We start from the raw sequence: 20,147 nt of genomic DNA on the forward strand, positions 1-20,147 counted from the left end.
GGCTCAGTCGCCCTCCTTCGCCCAGACGCGGCGGTACTCATCCCAGGCGCGGGCGAGGAAGCGTCGAAATGCCTCGCTGGTGACGTCGGACTCGAAATGCACCTGGATGGCGATGCGGTCGTAGTCCCGGGTACGGGTGCGGATGCGGACCCGAGAGCCCCGGCCGAAGATGGGAACCTGGTCCACGTCGTCCCAGCTCGGCAAAGCGAGTTCTGCAGCCAGATCCTCCTCGTCGAAGGAGCCCTTGGGCACCCGGAAGGACAGGTCCAGCACCCAGCGTCGGTCGGTGCGAATGCGGGCGAACTCCACCGGGGCGCCTGTGGCCGAGAACAACACGCGGCCCCGGTCCGACCAGTCCGGCTCGGCCGCGCCCGGCAGTGCGCGCAGCATCGCCGCCAACTGGATCAGCGCCTCGTCGTGCCATGCAGGCGTCTCGCCCTGCTCATTCACGCGTTCCCGGGTATGCCAGCGCTCCCCATCCACCTCCCACGGGCGCTTGATGTCCTCGCCGCCGGGCAGGTCAACAGTCCGACGCCCAGTGCGGCGACGGACCTCAACCACGGCGCGTTCCTCGCGCGGGCTGGCATCCATCGCGGCCTTCAAATAAGGTGCGGTGACGCCGGCAGCCTGTTCGACGATCTGTGCCGGCGTGCCCGCGGCCACCAAACGCCCACCGTCCTCGCCGCCACCGGGACCGAGATCAATCACGTAGTCAGCGGTCTTCACCACGTCCATATTGTGCTCGACGATGACCACCGAATGCCCGGCATCGACCAGGCGGTTCAGGACATCCAGCAGCTTGCGAATGTCCGCCACGTGCAGGCCGGTGGTAGGCTCGTCCAGCAGGTAGAGAGTGCGCGCAGCGGACGGGTGAGCCAGTTCCCGCGCAATCTTCACCCGTTGGGCCTCGCCGCCGGAGAGCGTGGGCGCTCCCTGTCCCAGCGGCAGGTATCCCAGTCCCACGTCCGAGAGGATTTGGAGCATCGCCTGGATGCGCGGGAACTCCGAGAAATGCTCCAGCGCCTGGTCCACGGACATCTCCAGCACGTCGGCAATGCTGCGGCCACGGTACTTGATGTCCAGCGTCTCGCGGTTGTAGCGCCGGCCTCGGCACTCCTCGCACTCCACCCAGACATCGGGCAGGAAGTGCATCTCTACCACCCGGAAGCCCATGCCCTGGCAGGCCTCGCACCGACCGCCCCGGGCGTTGAAGGAAAATCGGCGCGGCGTGTAGCCCCGCATCTTTGCCTCAGGCAACCGGGCGAAAAGGTCGCGAATCGGGTCGAAGGCACCGATGTATGTTGCCGCATTGGAGCGCGGCGAGTAGCCGATGGCCGACTGGTCGATGCCCGACACGCGTTGCAGAGATTCGAACCCGGTGATCGCCCGATGATGGCCGGGCATGGTGTTGCGGCCATGCAGGCGGTAAGACAACTCCTCGTACAGGATGTCTCCAATGAGTGAGCTCTTGCCTGAACCCGAGGGCCCGGTGACGCACACCAGCCGGCCCAGTGGGATATCCACGTCGATGTTCTTCAGGTTGTTGTGGCGGGCGCCTTCGATGCGCAGCCAGCCTCCCGCGGAAGGGTCGCCGATTTCGCGCGGATTGGTGGGCACCGGAACTGCAAGTTCGCCGCGCAGGAGGGCTCCGGTGCGGGACTTGCGCACTCTCTTGACCACATCCGGAGTGCCGGCCGCTGTGACCTGCCCCCCGGAAGGTCCGGCATCCGGACCGAAGTCGATGATGTGATCCGCGTGACTGAAGGTCTGTGGGTCGTGTTCCACCACCATCACCGTGTTGCCCAGGTCGCGCAGGCCTTCGAGAGCCGCCAGCATCCGGTCATTATCCCTGGGGTGGATACCCACTGTTGGTTCGTCCAGCACATACATGACCCCGGTGAGCCCTGAACCCAGTTGCCCCGCAAGTTTGACCCGCTGCGCTTCGCCGCCGGACAACGTGGGCGCAGGACGGTGCAAATGCAGGTACTCCAGGCCCACCTCCACCAGGAAGCGCAGGCGCGAGGTGATCTCCTGCAGGATCTCCCCGGCCACGGCGCTCTGGTCGGGCGTCAACTGGACCTCGCTCAGGAATGCAAGGGCATCATCCAGCGGCAGGCGGCACAGGTCCACGAGGGTCATGCCGCGGAAACGCACGGCGGCGGATTCCGCGCGGATCCGTCCTCCGTGGCACTCGGGGCAGGGCAGGTCGCCCACCGCGCGGGTGAACTGGCGGCGGAAATGGTGGCTGACTGCGGAGCCCTCCTCAATTCCCGGCGAGAGACCCGCGAACCGAACGCTGAGCCCCGGCTCCACCTGGAACTCGGCGTCGCTGCCCTCGAAGATCAGGCGCTTCTGGTCGGGGCTCAGGGTCTCGAAAGGCTGGTCCAGCGAAAAGCCGCCGTATTCGGCGAGGGCCTCCAAAGTGCGTTCCAGCAGTCCCCCGGACGCGATCTGATCCCAGATTGTGACTGCGCCCTGGCGGATGGACAGGCGTGGATCGGGAACCATGATCTCCGGGTCCAGGCCGCGCAGGACGCCCAGGCCCTCGCAGGTCGGGCACCAGCCCTCCCAGTGGTTGAAAGACAAGGCGCGGGGGGTGATGCGCGGATAGCTGGTGCCGCAGCGCGCACAGCCGTAATCGCGAGACATACGGAGGGCTTCGCCGTCCGAGGGTTCCCAGCCCGCCGCAATGACCTCGCCGCCCGAGGCCGAGAAAGCGCGCTCCACGGCTTCGGCAAGCCGCGCCCGGTCAGACTGGTGCGGGGTGAGGCGGTCCACCACCAGTTCCACATGGTGCCTGCGCCGGCGGTCAATGTGCGGGCCAGAGTAAGGCAAGGAGAGGATCTCGCCATCCACCCTCACCCGGTTCCAGCCATCTTTCGCCAGGCGTGTGAAAACGTCCAGGTACTCTTCATTTCCAGACGGTTTCACGGGCGCGAGAATCAGGGCGCGGCGTTCGCCGAAGTGCTCCAGGATGGCCTCGACCACATCCGCAACGCTGCGCGCACCCAGGGGATCACCGCACTCGGGGCAGTGCGGCACACCCAGGCGCGCGTACAGCACCCGCAGGTAGTCGTAGATCTGGGTCTCGGTGCCCACGGTGGAGCGCGGCGTGCGCACCGCATTGCGCTGCTCGATGGCGATGCCCGGCGACAGGCCCGCAACCCGCTCCACCTTGGGCTTGGGCATCTGGCTGACGAACTGCCTGGCGTAGGAGGACAGAGACTCGCAGTACCTGCGCTGACCCTCCGCATAGACCGTGTCGAAGGCGAGAGAAGTCTTGCCGGAACCGCTGACTCCCGCGAAAACGGTGAACTTGCGGCGCGGGATGCGAACGTCAATGCCCTTGAGGTTGTGCTCCCGGGCGCCGAAAACCTCGATGTGCTCGCTGCGCGGGCGGGGCGATCGGCGCCGGTGATGTTCGGGCGCGGCGCGGACCCTGCCCAGTTCCTGCATCTCCCGGAGCATGGCGCCGGTGTGTGACGTCAGGCGTTGAGCCACCTGCTCGGGCGTGCCCCTGGCCACCACGCGCCCGCCATCCGCGCCGCCTTCAGGCCCCATGTCGATGAGGTAGTCGGCGTTCTTGATGACATCCGGATGGTGCTCCACCACGATAACAGTACTGCCGCCCTCCACGAACCGGTGCAGGACTTCCAGGAGCTTGCGGACATCCTCGAAATGCAGGCCGGTGGTGGGCTCGTCCAGGATATACAGGCAACCCTCCCCGCCGGGACGGGCCAATTCCTTCGCGAGTTTGATGCGCTGGGCCTCGCCGCCGGAGACGGTGGTTGCGGGCTGCCCCAGCTTGATATAGCCGAGCCCCACGTCCCTCAGGGTCTCGAGAATGTGCCGGATGCGCGGCATGTTGCCGAACAGCTCCAGGGCATCGTTGACCTCGAGGTCCAGCACATCGCCGATGTTGTGGCCTTTGAACTCGATGGATAGTGTCTCGCGGTCGAACCGTTCTCCCCCGCAGACCTCGCACGTCACCCAGACGTCCGCCAGGAAGTCGGACTCCAGCCTCACTGCACCGTGGCCCTCGCAGTTCCCGCAGCGGCCCTCCGGCACGTTGAAGCTGAACCGGCCGGGAGCATATCCTCGGGCGCGCGATTCCGGCAGTTGCGCGAAGAGGTCGCGGATATGGTCAAAGACTTTGGTGTACGTGGCCGGATTACTGCGCGGCGTGCGGCCGATGGGGTCCTGGTCGATCAGGATGACCTTCTGCAGGTACTCGATGCCCTGGATCGCGGTGTGCTCACCGGGTTCGAGTTCGGCCCGGTGGAGACGGGATGCCAGCGCTGCGTACAGCGTGTCGGTGACCAGCGAGCTCTTGCCCGAACCCGAGACTCCCGTGACACAGATGAATGTCCCCAGCGGGAATGCCACGTCGACATTGCGCAGGTTGTTGTGACGAGCGCCCAGTATCTTCAGGACTTTCCCATTGCCCTTGCGACGCTTCTCGGGAGTGGCGATCTTGCGCTTGCCTGACAGGTATTGCCCGGTGAGGGAAGCCGGGTTGCGCTTCACCTGCCCGGGCGTGCCGCAGGCTACCACCTCGCCACCTTTCTCCCCGGCTCCCGGACCGAAATCCACGAGATAGTCGGCGGTGAGCATGGTCTGCTCATCATGCTCGACCACAATGATCGTGTTGTCCAGGTCGCGCAGGTGCAGGAGTGTATCCAGCAGCTTGCCCTGGTCTCGGTGGTGCAGGCCGATGCTGGGCTCGTCCAGTACGTACAGGCAGTCCACCAGTCCGCTGCCGACTTGACTCGCGAGGCGTATGCGCTGGGATTCGCCGCCGGAAAGCGTGGGTGCGGAACGGTCGAGGTTCAGATAGTGCAGGCCCACGTGGGACAGGAACCCCAGCCGGTCGCGCACTTCCTTGAGCGCATCCTCCGCGATCTGCGCCTCGGTGCGGCTCAGTTGGAGTGTGGTGATGAACCGCAGTGCATCCTCCACCGTGCGCTCGCACAGGTCGGAGATGGACAGACCACCGAGGGTGACCGCCAGGCTTTCGGGCTTCAGCCGCTTGCCACGGCAGGCGGGGCAGCGGCCAGTGTGCATGACCGCCTCATACTTGTCCCGTAGCACCCGGGCGCGCACCCGGTTCTGACGCCACATCAGCCTGGCAATGATTCCGTCCCAGGGCTCGGCGTGGCGCCACTCCCATCCGTGCCGGGGATGTTTGAAGTAGTATTCCACCAGTTCGCCGCCGGAGCCATACAGCAGAACCTCACGCTGGTGGTCAGTGAGGTCGCGCCAGGGGGTGTCCAGTGAGAACCCGTAACGCCTCGCAACGCCCTCGTACCAGTGCCGGCGCTGGGGATTGTCCAGAGAGGGCAGAAGGGGAATCGCGCCGCGCGTCAGAGGCTTCTCCGGGTGCTCTACGAGAAGCGCCGGGTCCATGGTGCGGGTGGAACCCAGGCCCTGGCATTCGGGGCACATTCCTTGAGGGCTGTTGAAGGAAAATGAGGCGTGGGTGGGTTCGCGAAAACTCAAGCCGCAGGGCAGGCATGCGAAGCGGGTACTCAGAAGCATGTCCGGCTTGCCCTCCGCAGCCACCACAACGTCGCCTTCGGAAAGTTCCGCGGCCGCCTCTACCGCTTCGGACACCCGCGCGCGCACATCGCCCTGCAACTGAATGCGGTCGACGACGATCTCCACGTCATGTTTGCGCCGCCGGTCCAGTTCCGGCGGGTTTGCAATGTCGTGCAGCTGGCCGTCGATGCGCACGCGGACGTACCCGCGCTTGTGCATGTCTTCCAGCAGGTCCCTGAACTCCCCGCGACGGGCGCGGACGACCGGCGCGAGGATGCTTACCTGCGGAGTGTCCTCCAGCGCCAGAATTGCGCCGACGATGGCCTCACGGGTCTGGGCGCCGATGGGCTTACCGCATCGGGGGCAGTGTGGCTTGCCGATGGCCGCGTACAGGACGCGCAGGTGGTCGTAGACTTCGGTGACCGTGGCCACGGTGGAGCGTGGATTGTGGCTGCGCGATCCTTGATGGATTGCAATGGCCGGCGCGAGGCCTTCCAGGCGCTCCACGCGCGGGCGAGGCAACTGCTGGAGAAACTGGCGCGCGTACGTGGACAGAGACTCCAGGTAGAGCCGCTGGCCCTCGGCGAAGAGGGTGTCGAAAGCCAGGGAGGACTTCCCCGAGCCGCTCACGCCCGTGAAGACGATGAGGGCATTGCCGGGCAGGTCGAGGTCAACCCCGTTGAGATTGTGTTCGCGGGCGCCGCGAATCAGGATACGATCGGACATGGCACCGGTATCTGCGCGCTCGAAGCCTGGGGCAGGGAGCGGAATATGGGCATTGGGGAACAGCGTATACGAACAGATATTCTAGCGCAATGTGTGTCTAACCTGTCGCGGCGGGCTTCGGCGAAATGCCCGACGGCAGCGCTGGGACCCGGTCCCTGCGGGCCACCAGGCCCCCAGGGAACACAGCCCGGGTGCCACACTCCGACCAATAGATTCCAGCCGCGGGTCTCACGGGGGCGTGATGGCGTGTGGTGCAGGGGATTGCCGCCCGTCGCGGGTTACTCATCCTCCATGTCGCGGCGCACCATCTCCACCTGATCCAGGAGCCAATGTGCGACACTCTCCGCATCATCAATGGAAAGCAGCACGCCCATCTCAAATTCGCGGGTCACCCTGGGCGTGCTCTCCGCTGCGTCCGGCGTACGCTCGAGCTCCGGCCCCAACTGCCCCTCTTCCGTCACCCCGTGGGTTACGGAGTAGGGCGACGTGGGAACATCAACGAAAAAGTTGACCATAATCTTCCCGCGGGGCGTTGGGCCACCCCAGGCGCCATCGGCGGGAACCAGGCGGTAGTTCGGTGATCGCTCAAACTCGATGCGAACCGTCCGATCCATGTGTCTGGCAACCTCCCCAATAACGCGGGTCCAGTTTCACTGGCTTGCGGCGACATCAGGACTCACGTGGATGGCATTGAACACTTCGACGCCACCAAGGGTAAGCCCCGTCACGATGATGCTGGCGATGAGGACGCCCAGCAACATACACAGGGCGGCCTTTGCGAAGGGCATACGGAAGACGGAGGCGATCACGCTCCCCGTCCATGCCCCGGTCACGGGCAGCGGTACCGCCACGAAAATAGTCACCGCGAGGACTCCGTACTTCTCCACCAGGCTCTTGCGCTTTTCGGCCCTCGCCGTGAGCCACCGGAACAGACTGCCCAGTCCGGGGGTGGAGTCGAAGGTCCGCGCCATCCAGTTATAGGTGGGCACGATCCACAGCACCGAGACCACATTGGACAGGATCGCCACCGGCAGGCAAAGCCAGATGGGCATGTCGTAGTAACACAGGCCGACCGGGATCCCACCCCGGACTTCGCTGATCGGCGCGGCAGAGAGAATGGCGACAGCCAGCCAGTCGGGCAACCCCTGGATGGCGTGCCAGAGTTGCTCAGCCAAGGCGGATGGTCTTCCTTTCGGGAGGCGCGCAGGGTGGAGACGCCGTTACAGGACAATATAGCCTGACAGGGCCCCGGGTGCAAGCATGGGAGCATGGGCATGGCTGGGTTGTCCTTGACAGCCGCCGCCAGCAGGGCTTAGCATCAATTCCAAGGCCGTACCAACCTGCAATGGAGGTCAGCGCTGTGACGCACCGCAGAACCGGTTTCACCTTGATTGAACTGCTCGTCGTGATCGCGATCATCGCCATTCTGGCGGCGATCCTCTTTCCCGTATTCGCCCGCGCCCGGGAAAAGGCCCGGCAATCATCCTGTCTTAGCAATGTGAAGCAGATCGGTATCGCCTTCTTGGCCTACACGCAGGACTACGATGAAAAGTTTCCGCTCATGTACTGGTCCGGCGCCACGAGCCGCTGGGAGCCGTATGGTGTCTGGTGGGGTGGGGAGATTGCTCCCTACATCAAGAACACCCAGATCTTCCTGTGTCCAAGCAAGAACGACACGACGTGTAGCTATATCTACAATGTGTACCTGAATGGTCGCAAGGATGCGGATATCCAGAAGCCCGCTGAGACCGTGACCATCGCCGACAGCACCGGCAACGGATGGTGGGGTATTGACGGCAACACCATGGTGATCTACGGGCACGCCAACTGCCGCATCAAGGATGTTCACAACGAGGGCGCCAACTTCGGTTTCTGCGACGGCCACGCCAAGTGGCAGAAGCGGGAGAACTGGATACCCAGCCAGTGGAACCCGACTTGGACGCCGTAGCCTGACCGCAACACGTCGCAATGTGAACGGCGCGGTTGCCCGCAAAGGTGACCGCGCCGTATCGTTTCCCGGGGCTGCTCAACGCACGCTATCCTCCAGGAGCGGGCGAGGCACTGGGATAGGGAAGGGTACTGGCTCGGGGATTGGGGTGGGCTTGCTGTCCGGGAACAGGGCGCAGTGCACCGTGTCGAACCGGTACGTGAGCAGGCCCCCGGATGCCCTCCCGGCAGTGCTGTGCAGGCGGAAGAAAGAGCCGACACCGGGATTGTCCACGGGAATTCGCCGGCAGCCTTCGGACCACGCAAGGGCCAGGAAACGGGCGGCATCATGTCCCGAGGGCTCCTCCTTCCGGCCCGGGACAATCTCCCCCGCGGAAATCACATATGAGCGCACAAGCTTGTCCTTGAGTTCGCGGAACAGCGCCGGGGTCGCAAGCAGATCCGCCGCGATGACACGCGCACCCGAGAACGCCACGAGGCCCACGCAATCCCGCCCGGGATCGAAGGCCAGCCCGCGGGAGTAGTCCTCCAGGCGTCGTCGAACCGTTTCATCGGTGAAGACTTCCTGCAGTGGCTTGGCCATGGACTGGGTGACCGAATTGGCCGCAGCTGTGCGGTCCACTTCCTCCCAGATGCGCTGTTGGGTTTCCCCGGCGTAGGCGTTCAGGCGCAGGTCTGCCCCGGCGAGGCTCTTGCCGCTGCCGAACTGCGGGCTTATCGGGGTCCACCGGCCCGCTTCTACGCAGTACACCGGGATGCGGATCCAGCCGGTGTCCGGCGCAATCAGGGCATCCTGTCGTGCGGTGCGGTCCTGTCTGCTGCCGGTCATGATCTCTCCGGCCATGATGAATACGAGCCGGCTGCCGGAATTGCGTACCCGCACGCTCCCCACTTCGCCGTTCTCCACCTCCCGCACCTCGAGGTCGCCTCGTCGGACGGCCTCGTCGAAGGTGTCCACGGACAGGTCGCTGTAGTCCGTCCGGAGACGCACCGGGAACAACGTCAATCCGCGGTAGCTCACTCCGGTGTCCACACTCACGGCTCGCAGGAGCGAATCCAGCGGGTCCGCGGGAATGCTTCTCCCTCCAACCGGCTCTGCGAGGCCTGCGGCTGCGCAAAGGAGTAGAACTGCGACGAGGCAACCCCTACCGACGTGTGCATGAGTCCCCATTGTCCACGCCTCCTGAAGTGGTGGTCGGTGGATTTGACTGCGGGAGGACCGTGCGTGTTCGCCTTGGGGCCGGGGGGAAAACAAGGGCCCCTCGTTTTGGGAGGGGCCCTGCGGATCGCGAACGGGTGCGCGGTTGTCTAGACCAGGCGCGAAATGGGCTGTTTGCCCTGGAAGAAGAGCACCAGGTTCTGGGCGGTCTCCTCGCGGGCCTGGATGACGGCCTCTATTGAGTAATAGGCCACGTGGGGGGTGATGATGACATTGGGCATGGAGCGCAGGGGGTGGTCCTGCGGGAGGGGTTCCGGATCGTGTACGTCGAGTCCGGCGCCGCCGAGATGCCCGGACTGCAGCGCCGCCACAAGGTCGTCGGTGTGGACTACGCTGCCACGACAGGTGTTCACCAGGAACGCACCCTTTTTCATCTGCGCGAAGCGCTCGGCATTCATCATCTGCCTGGTTTCCGCGGTGCCGGGCACGTGGAGCGTAATGATGTCGGCTTCGCCCAGAAGTTCCTCAAGGCTTGATTTGACCTCGTCCACTTCCGGCACATTGGCGTTGGGCATGAAGGCGTCGTAGCCAATGACCTTCCGATAGAAGGGCTTTGCACGCACAGCAGATGCCCGGCCGATGCGCCCAAGACCCACCACGCCGTAGACCAGCTGATCCAGGCGGTGAGCCGGCAAGATCGGGTCCTCGCCCCAGCCTCCACCACGGACGAAATCGATGGTCTGCTGCAACCTGCGGCACAAGGCCAACGACAGGGTCAGGGCGTGGTCGGCCACATCCTGGACGCAGTAAGCGGGGACATTGAGGACCGCGATGCCCAGGTCCTTGCACGCATCGAGGTCAATATTGTCCACGCCCACCCCATTGCGGCAGATGGCCTTGCACTTCGTCAGCTTGCTGAGCACCTCTCGTGGCAATGGGGCCCACTGGGTGATGATTGCGTCGGGATCCCCGATGGTAGCAAGCACTTCGTCGACGGTCTTGCACTGCGCGCGGTCGATCTTCGCGTCGATCTGGTCAAGGATCTTCTGTTCGAGATCCATGTCCTCCGCGAGAGTGTAATCAGACACGTACACGGTCAGCTTTGACATCGCAGCTCTCCTTGGTTGGGTCTCGTCGGTTTCGAACAAGCCGGATGATGCGGATCGATGGAACCCGCGGATGGACGACTTAGTGTCAAGAACTCATGCCACGTCAGGCACCGGGTGGCCTTCACCGAAGGCGAGGAGCCGATAGGCCATCTCGACACGATCCCAGTGCTGCTCTCGGTCCAGGGCCCAGTGGCGGCCGATGACTGAAACAAACTTGCCGGTGCCGAGCTCGCGGCACAGACGCTCCACGTCGTTGACGTAGGCCGCTCCGCTTTCCGGGCGCTCGCCGCGCCTTCCCAGCAGACCGTGGACGTAGACTTCGGGCACCTTGCGCCGGGCACACAGGCGCAGCAACTCCTCCAGGTACTTCACCGAACCGTGGGAGGAAAAGAAGGAGATGATGCCAAGCAGGTGGAGCTTCTTGCCTTCGCGCAAGGCCCCGTCAATTGCCCAGTTGAATGCCGGATTATCATGGTACTCGCCGCTGTCCATGGCCCTGGCGATGCGCAGGCGGTCCGAGGGTATACAACGCCCGGCGCCGATGTGAAGGTGCCCGGCTTCGGAATTGCCCACCGTACCTTCGGGCATCCCAGCGGCGGACCCGCTGGCCTTCAGGGATGTCCAGGGGAACTGTTCCAGAAGCCCATCCAGCCCCGGGGTCTCGGCCTGGGTTATCAGGTTGGCGGCTGCGTCGTCGTTCAACCCCCACCCGTCAACAATGAGCAGCAGCACTCGGCCAGTGCTGCCTGATGGAGCCCGGAACAGAGGCTTGCCGGTCATCTCCGTCGGCACCGGCGCGCCGAGCAGGGTGAGAACCGTTGGGGCCACGTCGGTCAGGTCGCCACCTTCACGAAGCTGGACCTGTCCCCGGCCGCACACCACGAAGGGCACCGGACTGTCGGTGTGCCCGGTGTCGATGGCGCCCTCGGGGTAGTACCACTTCTCCACGCTTCCATGGTCGGCGGTGACCAGCGCCGTCACACCGGCCTGCAGCGCAGCATCCACAACCCGCTTCACCTGTGGGTCCACGGCGCGGATTGCGCTGAGAACCGCCTCGCGGTCCTCAATGTGGCCCACTACGTCCATGTTCGCGAAGTTGGCGACGATTAGGTCATAGCTCGGGTCAGCGAGCTTCTCGATGACTGCGTCTGCGACGTCCGCGACATTCATCTCGGGTAATTCGTCGAAGTCATCGACCTCGCGATTGGACTCGATGATGACCTGTTCCTCGCCGGGCCACGGGTTTGCGTGCTTGCCATTCAGGAAGTAGGTGAGGTGGATGGCCTTCTCTGACTCTGCGATCTTCACCTGGCGCAGTCCGGCGGCGCTCACGGCTTCAGACAGTGTCCCAGTGATGGCTCCGATGGGGGGGAAGGCCACATGCTCGGTTATCTCCGGCGCATACCGGATCATGGTGGCCATGTGGACGGTCATGCCGTCTTTGGTGGGGAACCGGCTGAATCCGGGCTGGGTCAGAGACTGGGCAAGCTGGACCTCGCGCTCCCCGCGGATGTTATAGAAGATGACATAGTCACCATCGTCCATGCAGCCCACGGGGATTCCGGCCGCATCCACGAGGTGCAGGCCGGGCATGGTCTCGTCCTCTTCACCGCGGCGGTAAGCCTCGCTCACAGCCCGCGCGACGGGTGTGTCAAAACCTGAACTCATGATCTTTTGGGCGCCCTCCAGGGAACCGGTCCATTTTGCTGTAAGCGCCGGGGAAAGTCAAGGCGAAGCGGCGCGTGGTGTGAGCAAGTAACATACACGGGTTACAGCGGGCAGGGAGGTTGGCGGCGCCCCCTGGGTGGACGGTTGGCGGATGTCGTCGCCCTCGTCGTGCCCTGCCCCTGCCCCCCGGAGGGGCGGCCGGACCCGGTGCCCGGAGAACGGCCTGTCGCCGCCGTTGGGGGCTCAAGGTGCATCCCGGGGCGGCGGCTCCGGGGAAAGGGTACGCTGACCGCGAATTCGGCCCTCAGCCGGCACACATGCCACAGGACTGGTGGTCCCGGCGTGACGGTGCGGTTGCGGCCCGATCACCAAAGGTGATGTCCGCCGGTGTGCCAAAGACTTGGTGGGCCTGCAAATATGCTACCTGCAATTTCTGAAGCGCCTGATGATTGGCACGATCAGTCGCGGGAGGAGAGGGAACAATGCGGTAGAATTGTCCCGATCCTTAGACTGGTAGGTGGTTAGTCCTCGGAAAGCGAAGACTTCTTAGCTAACCTAGGGTTACGTGACCTTTTCGTTGCATAGATGGGTACACTGTGCTATATTTCTGGGTCGGCGGGGCAGATCCGGCGGGCCACTATGCCGGTGTAGTGAAAGGAAACGTCACATGCCAGACAAGGACAAGGTTCTCGTCATCGATGATTCGCCATCTGATCGCGACCTGGCGAGCACACTGCTGCGCCGTGAAGGGTATGAGGTCACCGAGGCCGAGAGCGGCGAACGCGGGCTTGAACTGGTTGAGCTCGATCAACCCAACATCATCCTCCTGGACATTATGCTCCCGGGCATCGACGGCCTGGAAGTCTGCCGCAGGCTTCGCCAGCGCCATGAGATCCCGGTGCTCATGCTCACCGCACGTGAGGATGAGGTGGACAAGGTCGTCGGCCTCGAACTGGGCGCTGACGACTACGTGGCTAAGCCCTTTGGCCCGCGTGAGCTTGTTGCCCGGGTGCGCGCCCTATTGCGGCGCTCCGTAATCACCGAACGCGCCACCGCCCAGAAGAAGCGCATTAGCTTTCCCGGCATCGAAATTGACATGCCGACCCGTTCGGTTTTCGTCGAGGGCGAGACAGTGCATCTCACTCCCAAGGAGTTCGACCTCCTGTTCCACCTGGCATCCCGGCCGCGCAGGGTATTCACCCGCGAGGAGATCGTTGAGGATGTCTGGGGATACAGCCCGCCGGGCGGCGACTTGCGCACGGTCGACACCCACGTGAAGCGGCTGCGCAAGAAGCTGGAAGAGGGCCGCGACGTGCCATGGAGCCTTGCGACTGTGTGGGGCGTGGGCTACAAGTTCGAAATCGGGGAGTAATAACCACAACCGGGGATCAGTGCTGATCGGCACACCATGACCGGGCCGGCGAAAGCGCCGGCCCGGTTTTCATTGGAGGGCTGATTCGCCCGCGTCATGAGCCGGCAGGGCAGGCTCCCGGGTGCGGCGGAAGACGAAGACGGACGGGTGATCTTCGTACCGAAAGCTCGGCTCGGCCCAGGAATCGTCGATCCGGATGCCGAACAGCGTCGGCCCGTCCTCGAAGCGTGCGGCAAGCTCGAATCCGAGACGCCCGGCCCACAGGTCCTGGTAGTAGTCGTTGATGACCGGGAATCTCTCCCGCAGGGGCCTGAGCCGGTTGCGGTTGTTGTCGGTGACCAGGATATACTCGGCATCGTCCAGCATGTCCACCAGGTACTTGCGCTTTTCCTCGATGATGTCCGTGGGCGGCGGTCCCTCCAGGAAGTCGTGGGCCTTGAGCGCCGGGTTGTAACGCTGCAGGTGGGGACGAGTGATCTCCAGCAACTTGCGTTCGGAGTCATGACTCCACGCGCGATCCAGCTCATACAGACCGGGCAGCGACGCCACGTGGCCCCTGACCCAGTTTGTGGCGCGCAGGCGGGTATCCTCCCGGCCGTAGATGCCGATGCAAGCGACGCACCAGAGGGCGGAGATCGCCCATACGGCCCCGAGCACAAACCGCCAGGCGACTCCATCCACCCCGCGCCCTCGAGAGGTCAGCGCAGCGGAGAACCCACCTGCGAGAATGCAGAGGAAGGGTGTCAGGGGAAGCACGTACCGCGTCAGCTTGACGCCCTGTGTCCCGAGGAGCAGGAAGAGCACGCAGGCGGTAGCCGCCACGGGCCACATGCGACCCGTCCGGCCTCGTACAAGCAGGGCCACCGACCAGATGAGCGCCGACAGCAGAAGCACGCCCAACAGCGGCCCCCAGGCGAAGGGCAGGATGTGCATCGCGTGGTAGACGAAGGGGAGCGTGCCCAGGAAGTGGATCGCCCACGAGGGTGGCGGCCGAAGCACTCCCGATGACATGAAGAGATCCCACGTGAGCGAGTCGGGCCCCGAGGGCGCCCAGAATCCGAAGGGGCTGACCACTGCCCCGGGGTTCAAGACCAGGAAGCTGGCAAGCGCCCCGCCAACGAAGGCGCCAATGCGAGGGAGCCGGGCGTATGTCTCGAAGGACGCGCGCGGGCCGCGGTGCACCGTGAGCAGGTGAAGCGCCAGCAGGCTCCCACCACTACCGGCAACAGCCATGAGCCCAAGTGCCAGCAGCCCCCCACGATAGACCGAATCCACCTGGGCCCGCCAGAAATCCACGGTGTGGGCCTCCAACTTCGCCTCGGCGACGGTGCTTGTGAGGGCATTGCGGGTGTAAGCCTTGATCGCCGAGCCGCTCATTCCCCAGACGAGAACCGGGAGAATCCACAGGAGCGCCATCCCCCCGAGCCAGCCCCGCAGCACCCGGGCGCTGCGCTTCATCACAAAGGGCTTGTGATCTCCGCCGCTGACCATGCCATCCAGCACATCGCGACAGAGCACCACCAGAATCAGCGCGCCCAGCGGCAACGGGAAGATGCGCACGGAGAGAGCCAGCCCCAGTGCGCAACCGGCAACGGCGTATCTGTACCGGGTTGGTGAGAGTGCGGCGAGTGCCACACAATAGACGTACAGCAGCGCGAGGCAGGTCGCCAGCGGCTCCAGCGTGAAAAAGTGGCTCTCGCGCACGGCGATGAGCGCCACTGCATACAGGCCTGCCCCCCACAGACCCGAGCGCACGGACCACAGACGGCCCAGCGCGAAGACGAGCAAGATCGAAGCGAGTTCGGCGCCCGCAGAAAGCGCCCGACCGGCCAGGAGCACGCTGGGCGCCAGTTCGTACGAATGTCCCGCCACCGTGGCCACACCGCGCAGGATCCACGCGAGGAAAAGGGCAAGGTACATCGGCAGGGTGCGGAAGGAGGACTGCTCAGGCAGCATGCTCCCGCCCGATCCCATCGATCCAGCCAGCTCGCTGGCAGCCAGGACCCAGCGACTCTCATCGTGGTGGTATGAGAGCGGGAATCCCCAGTTGAGACCATACAGTCGCAGGCCCATGCCCAGGAGCAAGATTCCTCCCAGTATGAACCGCGCCCGCGGACTTATCGGCTCAATGCATCTAGCCGGGCTGGCGGCCTGCAAGATTCAACATCCTCGAAACACAATTTGCGGGACTGAAGGATCAGTCGAACCAGAATGGATTTGTCCAGGCCTTACGCCCGGCCTCATCCACACACTCAATCCGCACCGGGTTCCAATCCGCAGATACCGGCAGACGAGCCTCGCAAAACATTCCGGGTTCGCTTTGGAGATGGTGGGTCGTGGTTCCCCGCCCCGGTCCGGGGGATATGACATGAATGGCCCGGCACGGCGAGCATCTCACGGTCACTGCGCCATCGCTGAAGGCCACATCCTCTATGGTCGGCCCGTTGCTGGAATAGAACAGGCCCTGCTCAAGTGAAGCCAGCACGTCGGCAGCCGTCCGTGTCGGTGACTTGACCATCACCCAGCCCAACAGAGTGTCCGGGTAGTGGCAATGGGCGTCATCCACCGCAAGTCCGAACAAGCGCCTGCCGCGTACCAGCAGTTCGTCCCAGATGTACTCGCTGTAGCCGCGACCGATGCCATGGTCACATGTGCCGTTATAGACCTCGACGCCCACGAAATCCTGGGCCGTCAGCAGATCGGCCAGCGTCAGCGTTGTCCAGTGCGGGTGGGCGACGAAAACGAACCGGGCTCGCGGGCGTAGATATGCGAGCACCTCGCCCAGGTCTTCAGTCTCCGGAAGCGCGAAGCCGTCTCCGATCCCGAGCGCCACGACGTGGTGCACCTGCCCTAGTTCGCCCCGTCCCTGGTGGAGTTCGGCGCCCGGGATGATCAGCAGGCCGTTCGCTTGGAGGCCCTCGGTGGGCGTCACCTTTCCGTGGTCGGTGATCGCCACGAAATCATAGCCCGCCCCGGCGTACAGGTCCAGCGCCTGTTGGGGAGACATTCGGCCGTCGGAGTTGGTGGTATGCAGGTGGACGTTGCCCTTGAGAAACTGGCCGGGCGCGCTGAACGGGTTATTCTTCACTGGAAAGCGCCGTCCTTGCATCATTTCCCATTGCAGGCCGAGACGGTGATCAGCAGCTCGTGGGCTGCATCCAGGATGATCGGCTCAAGCCCCGGGTCGATCATCGTATCGCCGTAGAATCGGATGGCGTCCAGCACCTCGTACCCGCCGTGGGGATACTCGTCGGCGGTTGGAATGTAACTGGGACACCCGTTCGTGACCCCGAAAACCAGGGTCTGGGCGAATGGCGAGCGCGCTGCAATGTTGAGTTGGTACTCGACAAAGACTTCGCCTGGAAGGCCGACGATGCCGACCTCACCCAGCGCGAAAGCCTGCATATCATACCGCATCACACGATTCGTTGCACCACTTTTCGCCAGGTCATACACTCGCTGGTTCCATTCTGCAAAACTGCGTGCGCTCTTGATGCGTCCAGGGTCGCCGCATGCCTGTGCTTCCTCCAGGGCGCGGTTCGCGGCTTCCAGGCGCTCGAGTGCCACATCCGTCGGCGGGGCTTCCTGAAGCGGCAAGACGGTGGGGGTCATCGCCGCAGCAAGGCGGGTCTCGCACTGGCTCTCAATGCCTGCCGCAGCCTTGATGACCGCACCCCCGAGAACCGTGCCGAGGCGGTGGACATCGTCGAAGCTTCCGCCGCAGGGCTCGCTGTTGATGTTGCCCGAGCAACCCTGTGCGAACATGGCCTGCACGCCGGGGAAAACAGACTCCACGACCTCCTGCGCACGGCCGGGGAAGTCGGCGCTGATCTGATAGTTGTCGGAAGCGCGGGTCACGGGGTGGCAGGCGTGGGAGAAGAGAATGGCACGGGGATTGCCGGACATGTCATCAATGCGGATCACGTCCACGTATGGCGCCACCGGCAAGTCCGGGTTGCGGCCAAGTTTCGTCCCTCCGGGGATGCGCTCGCGGCGATTGATGCCGATCTGCACGTCTGTCCGCGCCGAGCCTATGCGCGAGGGTTTTAGGTCGGCGAGGGCCATCTTCACGGCTCCCAGCAGCTTGAGCGGAAGGCTCAGGATATAGCAGTCGTCCGCGGTCGGTTCGGCGGCAGGAGTGCGGGTCACGGGGCCGGAGTGAGTGTGGCTGCAATTCACCATCACTCGCTCGGGCGGCAGGCCGCATTCCGACTCAATCCGCGCCTTCAAATCATCGATGAAGGGATAAGCAAGGCTGAGGATGTCGCAGGTGATGATGAGCAGGCGGGTTTCTCCGTCGTCCAGAACCAATGCCCGGGCGCGCAGGGGATCGTGGATTCCCTCACTGCCTTTGTAGCGCCCGGCGAAACCGGCGAGCCATGTTCCCACCGGCGGGGTGATGTCAACAGTGGCGACGCCGGCCTGCAGATGTCCCATAGCTGATGACCCCTTGGTACGGCCGCGTTGGTGCGGCAGATGGCGGTCTCGGCGGGGCGCCGGACCATGCCCCGCGTGGTGTTGCACTTACTGTCGTCGATCAGCGCGGCTTCGGCTTGCCCGAACCAGTGTCACGCGCCGGGGACGGCTGAGATCTGCCCCTCATGCGCGGCGAATGATCTCCACGAGCCAGTGCGCGCAGTTGAGCATCTCGTCGATATCCGCGGTCTCCGCAGTGGTGTGGGCGCCTTGTGCGCCGGTGGCGCAGATGACAGACGGGATGCCTTTCTCGTTGAACACGTTGGCGTCGCTTCCGCCGCCGCCCGGTTCGGTGCCGGGTTCCAGGCCGATGGCCTCCGCCGCCTGCCAGCCGATCTGTACGATGGGCGAATCATCGGCGAGCTTGAAGCTGCGGTATGAGGTGGCGACCTCCGGTTCCAGGAAGGTCGCGCCCGATTCCTTCGCCGCGTGCTCCAGGCACATCACCATGTGCGCCAGTTGGGCATCGAGTTTGACATCATCATGGCTGCGGGCCTCGGCAAGGAGGGTGCACGAGTCGGGCACGATATTCCGTGCCTGCCCGCCCTCGATGACGCCGATATTGGCGGTGGTCTCGAAGTCGATCCTGCCCAGCCTCATCCGCGAGATCCCGCTGGCAGCTGCCTGGATCGCGCTGACACCTCGCTCCGGATGCACTCCGGCATGAGCTGCGAGACCCTTCATGCGGAAAGTCATCTTGTACGCCGAAGGCGCGGCGGTGGTCATGCGCCCGGCGGGCTTGCCGCCGTCGAAGACAAAGGCGAAATCGGGGCTGATCCTGCTGTAGTCCAGGTGGTAGGCTCCATGCAGACCGGTCTCTTCAGCGATGCAGAAGACGATCTGCAGCTCGCCGTGATCAATTCCTTTCGCGATGACTTCCCGCACCGCGTTGAGGATCACTGTGATGCCGGCCTTGGCGTCGGCGCCGAGAATCGTCTCCCCGGCGCTGCATACGAGGTTGCCGTTGATGACCGGCTCAATACCCTCGCCGGGCTCCACCGTGTCCATATGGGACTGGAGCATGAGCGTCGGGCCAAGACGAGTCGCCGGGAGCTTGGCGATGAGGTTACCGACCTGGCCGCCCAGCGCCTTGTCGGCGTCATCGAACTCCACCGACAATCCCATGTCGATGAGTTTCGCCGCAAGCAGTTCTGCCAGCGCCTTCTCCCGCAACGACAGGCTGTTGATACGCACGAGCTCGCAGAACTCGGATACGAGTTGGTTGCGCTGGATCATGTGCCACTCCGCCGAGGCAGTCGATATCACGTGAAAGGTATTCCGAGCGCGTGTCATTTCGTCGCGGGCGGCGCTGCTTCCTTGCAGTCTCGAAAAGGCTTGCATTCACTTTTTTCGGCGAACCAGAAGGAACCTGCGCGATTCCCGCGAATAACATTGCTGGTTGATTAGCGTTTCTCTTCGCCCGCGGGCCTTGCGGGGCAGAGGCTTAGGGTCTCACTTCCAGAATTCACGCGGCGGAACTTGCTCGCCGCTCATTGTGGTCGCAGGACTTCCCGAGCAGGCCAATACCGGACGCTACACCGGCTACTGCAGCGGTGGGTTGTTTCACAGGCGCAGTGGTTGCGTTCTGCGTAACAGGCTTGGACTCCGCTCCGGCCGTCGCGCTGTTTGCGGAGTGCGACAAACCTCAGGGAGGAAGTGAGACGACATGGCAGTGGCGAAGAAGAAGAAGTTCGTGAAGGAGATCATGACGAAGGGGACCAAGGCGAAGCCGTTGGTCACCTGCGGCCCGAAGCATAAGGTCGCGGACGCCATGAAGTTGATGGTGACCAACAAGGTCAGTGGGCTACCGGTCGTGGACGAAGCCGGGAAGGTCGTCGGCGTGATCACCGAGGCGGATGTGATGACCGCGCGGAAGACCTCCACCGTAAAGTCGACAATGACCGCGGAGCCCATCACAGTCGGAGCCGATGCGACCATCAAAGAGGCCGCTGACCTGCTGATCGACAAGAAGATCAAGCGCGCGCTGGTTGTGAAGGAAGACGGCACCCTGTGGGGTGTGGTGAGCCGCACGGACATCATCAAGTCCATGCTGTAGTCAGCCGGGCTTGTCGAGCGCAGTCACAAAGAGCCCTCCCGCAGCCGGGAGGGCTCTTTTCTTCCTGCGTCTTCTTGCGGGGCTCTTTGCACGTGA

At 64.1% G+C, this 20,147-nt stretch carries 13 protein-coding genes; 3 read left to right on the plus strand and 10 right to left on the minus strand.

Translation table 11 applies throughout. From position 1 onward, the window contains the following. Window positions 1-3: 3 nt before the first annotated feature. The 3 genes from uvrA to HPY44_00395 all read right to left on the minus strand — a co-directional run bounded on the left by uvrA (window position 4) and on the right by HPY44_00395 (window position 7,439). On the minus strand, window positions 4-6,264 hold the full coding sequence (uvrA, locus tag HPY44_00385) for an excinuclease ABC subunit UvrA (GenBank protein ID NSW54440.1): 6,261 nt from the start codon (window positions 6,262-6,264) through the stop codon (window positions 4-6). Window positions 6,265-6,542: 278 nt separating this feature from the next. Continuing rightward, window positions 6,543-6,878 carry a hypothetical protein gene (locus tag HPY44_00390; protein ID NSW54441.1) on the minus strand — a complete coding sequence of 112 codons (336 nt, stop codon included), beginning with the start codon at window positions 6,876-6,878 and terminating at the stop codon, window positions 6,543-6,545. 36 nt (window positions 6,879-6,914) lie between these two features. Further along, a complete protein-coding gene (locus HPY44_00395; GenBank protein ID NSW54442.1) occupies window positions 6,915-7,439 on the minus strand; it encodes a small multi-drug export protein in 525 nt (174 codons plus the stop codon). A 170-nt stretch (window positions 7,440-7,609) separates the two neighbouring features. Between HPY44_00395 and HPY44_00400 the strand changes: the two genes are divergently transcribed. Next, entirely contained in the window at window positions 7,610-8,212 is a 603-nt protein-coding gene (locus HPY44_00400; protein NSW54443.1) for a DUF1559 domain-containing protein, read from the plus strand. Between the two features lie 78 nt (window positions 8,213-8,290). On the opposite strand, the gene HPY44_00405 is transcribed toward HPY44_00400, so the two are convergent. The 3 genes from HPY44_00405 to HPY44_00415 all read right to left on the minus strand — a co-directional run bounded on the left by HPY44_00405 (window position 8,291) and on the right by HPY44_00415 (window position 12,147). Then, the gene (locus HPY44_00405) at window positions 8,291-9,382 is read right to left on the minus strand and encodes a hypothetical protein (GenBank protein ID NSW54444.1); all 1,092 of its coding nucleotides are present in this window, start codon (window positions 9,380-9,382) and stop codon (window positions 8,291-8,293) included. Between the two features lie 137 nt (window positions 9,383-9,519). Then, a complete protein-coding gene (locus HPY44_00410; protein NSW54445.1) occupies window positions 9,520-10,479 on the minus strand; it encodes a C-terminal binding protein in 960 nt (319 codons plus the stop codon). 93 nt (window positions 10,480-10,572) lie between these two features. Further along, window positions 10,573-12,147 carry a phosphoglycerate mutase (2,3-diphosphoglycerate-independent) gene (locus HPY44_00415; GenBank protein NSW54446.1) on the minus strand — a complete coding sequence of 525 codons (1,575 nt, stop codon included), beginning with the start codon at window positions 12,145-12,147 and terminating at the stop codon, window positions 10,573-10,575. Between the two features lie 667 nt (window positions 12,148-12,814). Here HPY44_00415 and HPY44_00420 point away from each other — a divergent pair. Next, window positions 12,815-13,519: a response regulator transcription factor gene (locus HPY44_00420; GenBank protein NSW54447.1), complete on the plus strand. Its 705-nt coding sequence runs from the start codon at window positions 12,815-12,817 to the stop codon at window positions 13,517-13,519. 69 nt (window positions 13,520-13,588) lie between these two features. Here HPY44_00420 and HPY44_00425 read toward each other — a convergent pair whose 3' ends face one another. From HPY44_00425 to HPY44_00440, 4 genes are all read right to left on the minus strand, one after another. After that, entirely contained in the window at window positions 13,589-15,604 is a 2,016-nt protein-coding gene (locus HPY44_00425; GenBank protein NSW54448.1) for a hypothetical protein, read from the minus strand. Window positions 15,605-15,716: 112 nt separating this feature from the next. Continuing rightward, the gene (locus tag HPY44_00430; protein ID NSW54449.1) at window positions 15,717-16,607 is read right to left on the minus strand and encodes a PHP domain-containing protein; all 891 of its coding nucleotides are present in this window, start codon (window positions 16,605-16,607) and stop codon (window positions 15,717-15,719) included. Between the two features lie 20 nt (window positions 16,608-16,627). Further along, window positions 16,628-17,956, minus strand: a complete 1,329-nt coding sequence (locus HPY44_00435) for a neutral/alkaline non-lysosomal ceramidase N-terminal domain-containing protein (GenBank protein ID NSW54450.1) — start codon at window positions 17,954-17,956, stop codon at window positions 16,628-16,630. A 162-nt stretch (window positions 17,957-18,118) separates the two neighbouring features. Continuing rightward, window positions 18,119-19,231 (minus strand): M20/M25/M40 family metallo-hydrolase, encoded by a 1,113-nt coding sequence (locus HPY44_00440; protein ID NSW54451.1) that lies wholly within the window; start codon window positions 19,229-19,231, stop codon window positions 18,119-18,121. 430 nt (window positions 19,232-19,661) lie between these two features. Here HPY44_00440 and HPY44_00445 point away from each other — a divergent pair, with 430 nt between their 5' ends. After that, on the plus strand, window positions 19,662-20,051 hold the full coding sequence (locus HPY44_00445; GenBank protein NSW54452.1) for a CBS domain-containing protein: 390 nt from the start codon (window positions 19,662-19,664) through the stop codon (window positions 20,049-20,051). The last annotated feature ends 96 nt before the right edge of the window (window positions 20,052-20,147 follow it).

Source organism: Armatimonadota bacterium, assembly GCA_013314775.1.
In the GTDB taxonomy this organism is placed as follows: domain Bacteria; phylum Armatimonadota; class Zipacnadia; order Zipacnadales; family JABUFB01; genus JABUFB01.

Coding starts and splice junctions, on each gene's coding strand:
- HPY44_00410 (NSW54445.1), bottom strand. CDS start 10,479: ATGTCAAAGCTGACCGTGTACGTGTCTGATTACACTCTCGCGGAGGAC.
- HPY44_00400 (NSW54443.1), top strand. CDS start 7,610: ATGGAGGTCAGCGCTGTGACGCACCGCAGAACCGGTTTCACCTTGATT.
- HPY44_00445 (NSW54452.1), top strand. CDS start 19,662: ATGGCAGTGGCGAAGAAGAAGAAGTTCGTGAAGGAGATCATGACGAAG.
- HPY44_00435 (NSW54450.1), bottom strand. CDS start 17,956: ATGGGACATCTGCAGGCCGGCGTCGCCACTGTTGACATCACCCCGCCG.
- HPY44_00420 (NSW54447.1), top strand. CDS start 12,815: ATGCCAGACAAGGACAAGGTTCTCGTCATCGATGATTCGCCATCTGAT.
- uvrA (NSW54440.1), bottom strand. CDS start 6,264: ATGTCCGATCGTATCCTGATTCGCGGCGCCCGCGAACACAATCTCAAC.
- HPY44_00415 (NSW54446.1), bottom strand. CDS start 12,147: ATGAGTTCAGGTTTTGACACACCCGTCGCGCGGGCTGTGAGCGAGGCT.
- HPY44_00405 (NSW54444.1), bottom strand. CDS start 9,382: ATGGGGACTCATGCACACGTCGGTAGGGGTTGCCTCGTCGCAGTTCTA.
- HPY44_00390 (NSW54441.1), bottom strand. CDS start 6,878: ATGGATCGGACGGTTCGCATCGAGTTTGAGCGATCACCGAACTACCGC.
- HPY44_00440 (NSW54451.1), bottom strand. CDS start 19,231: ATGATCCAGCGCAACCAACTCGTATCCGAGTTCTGCGAGCTCGTGCGT.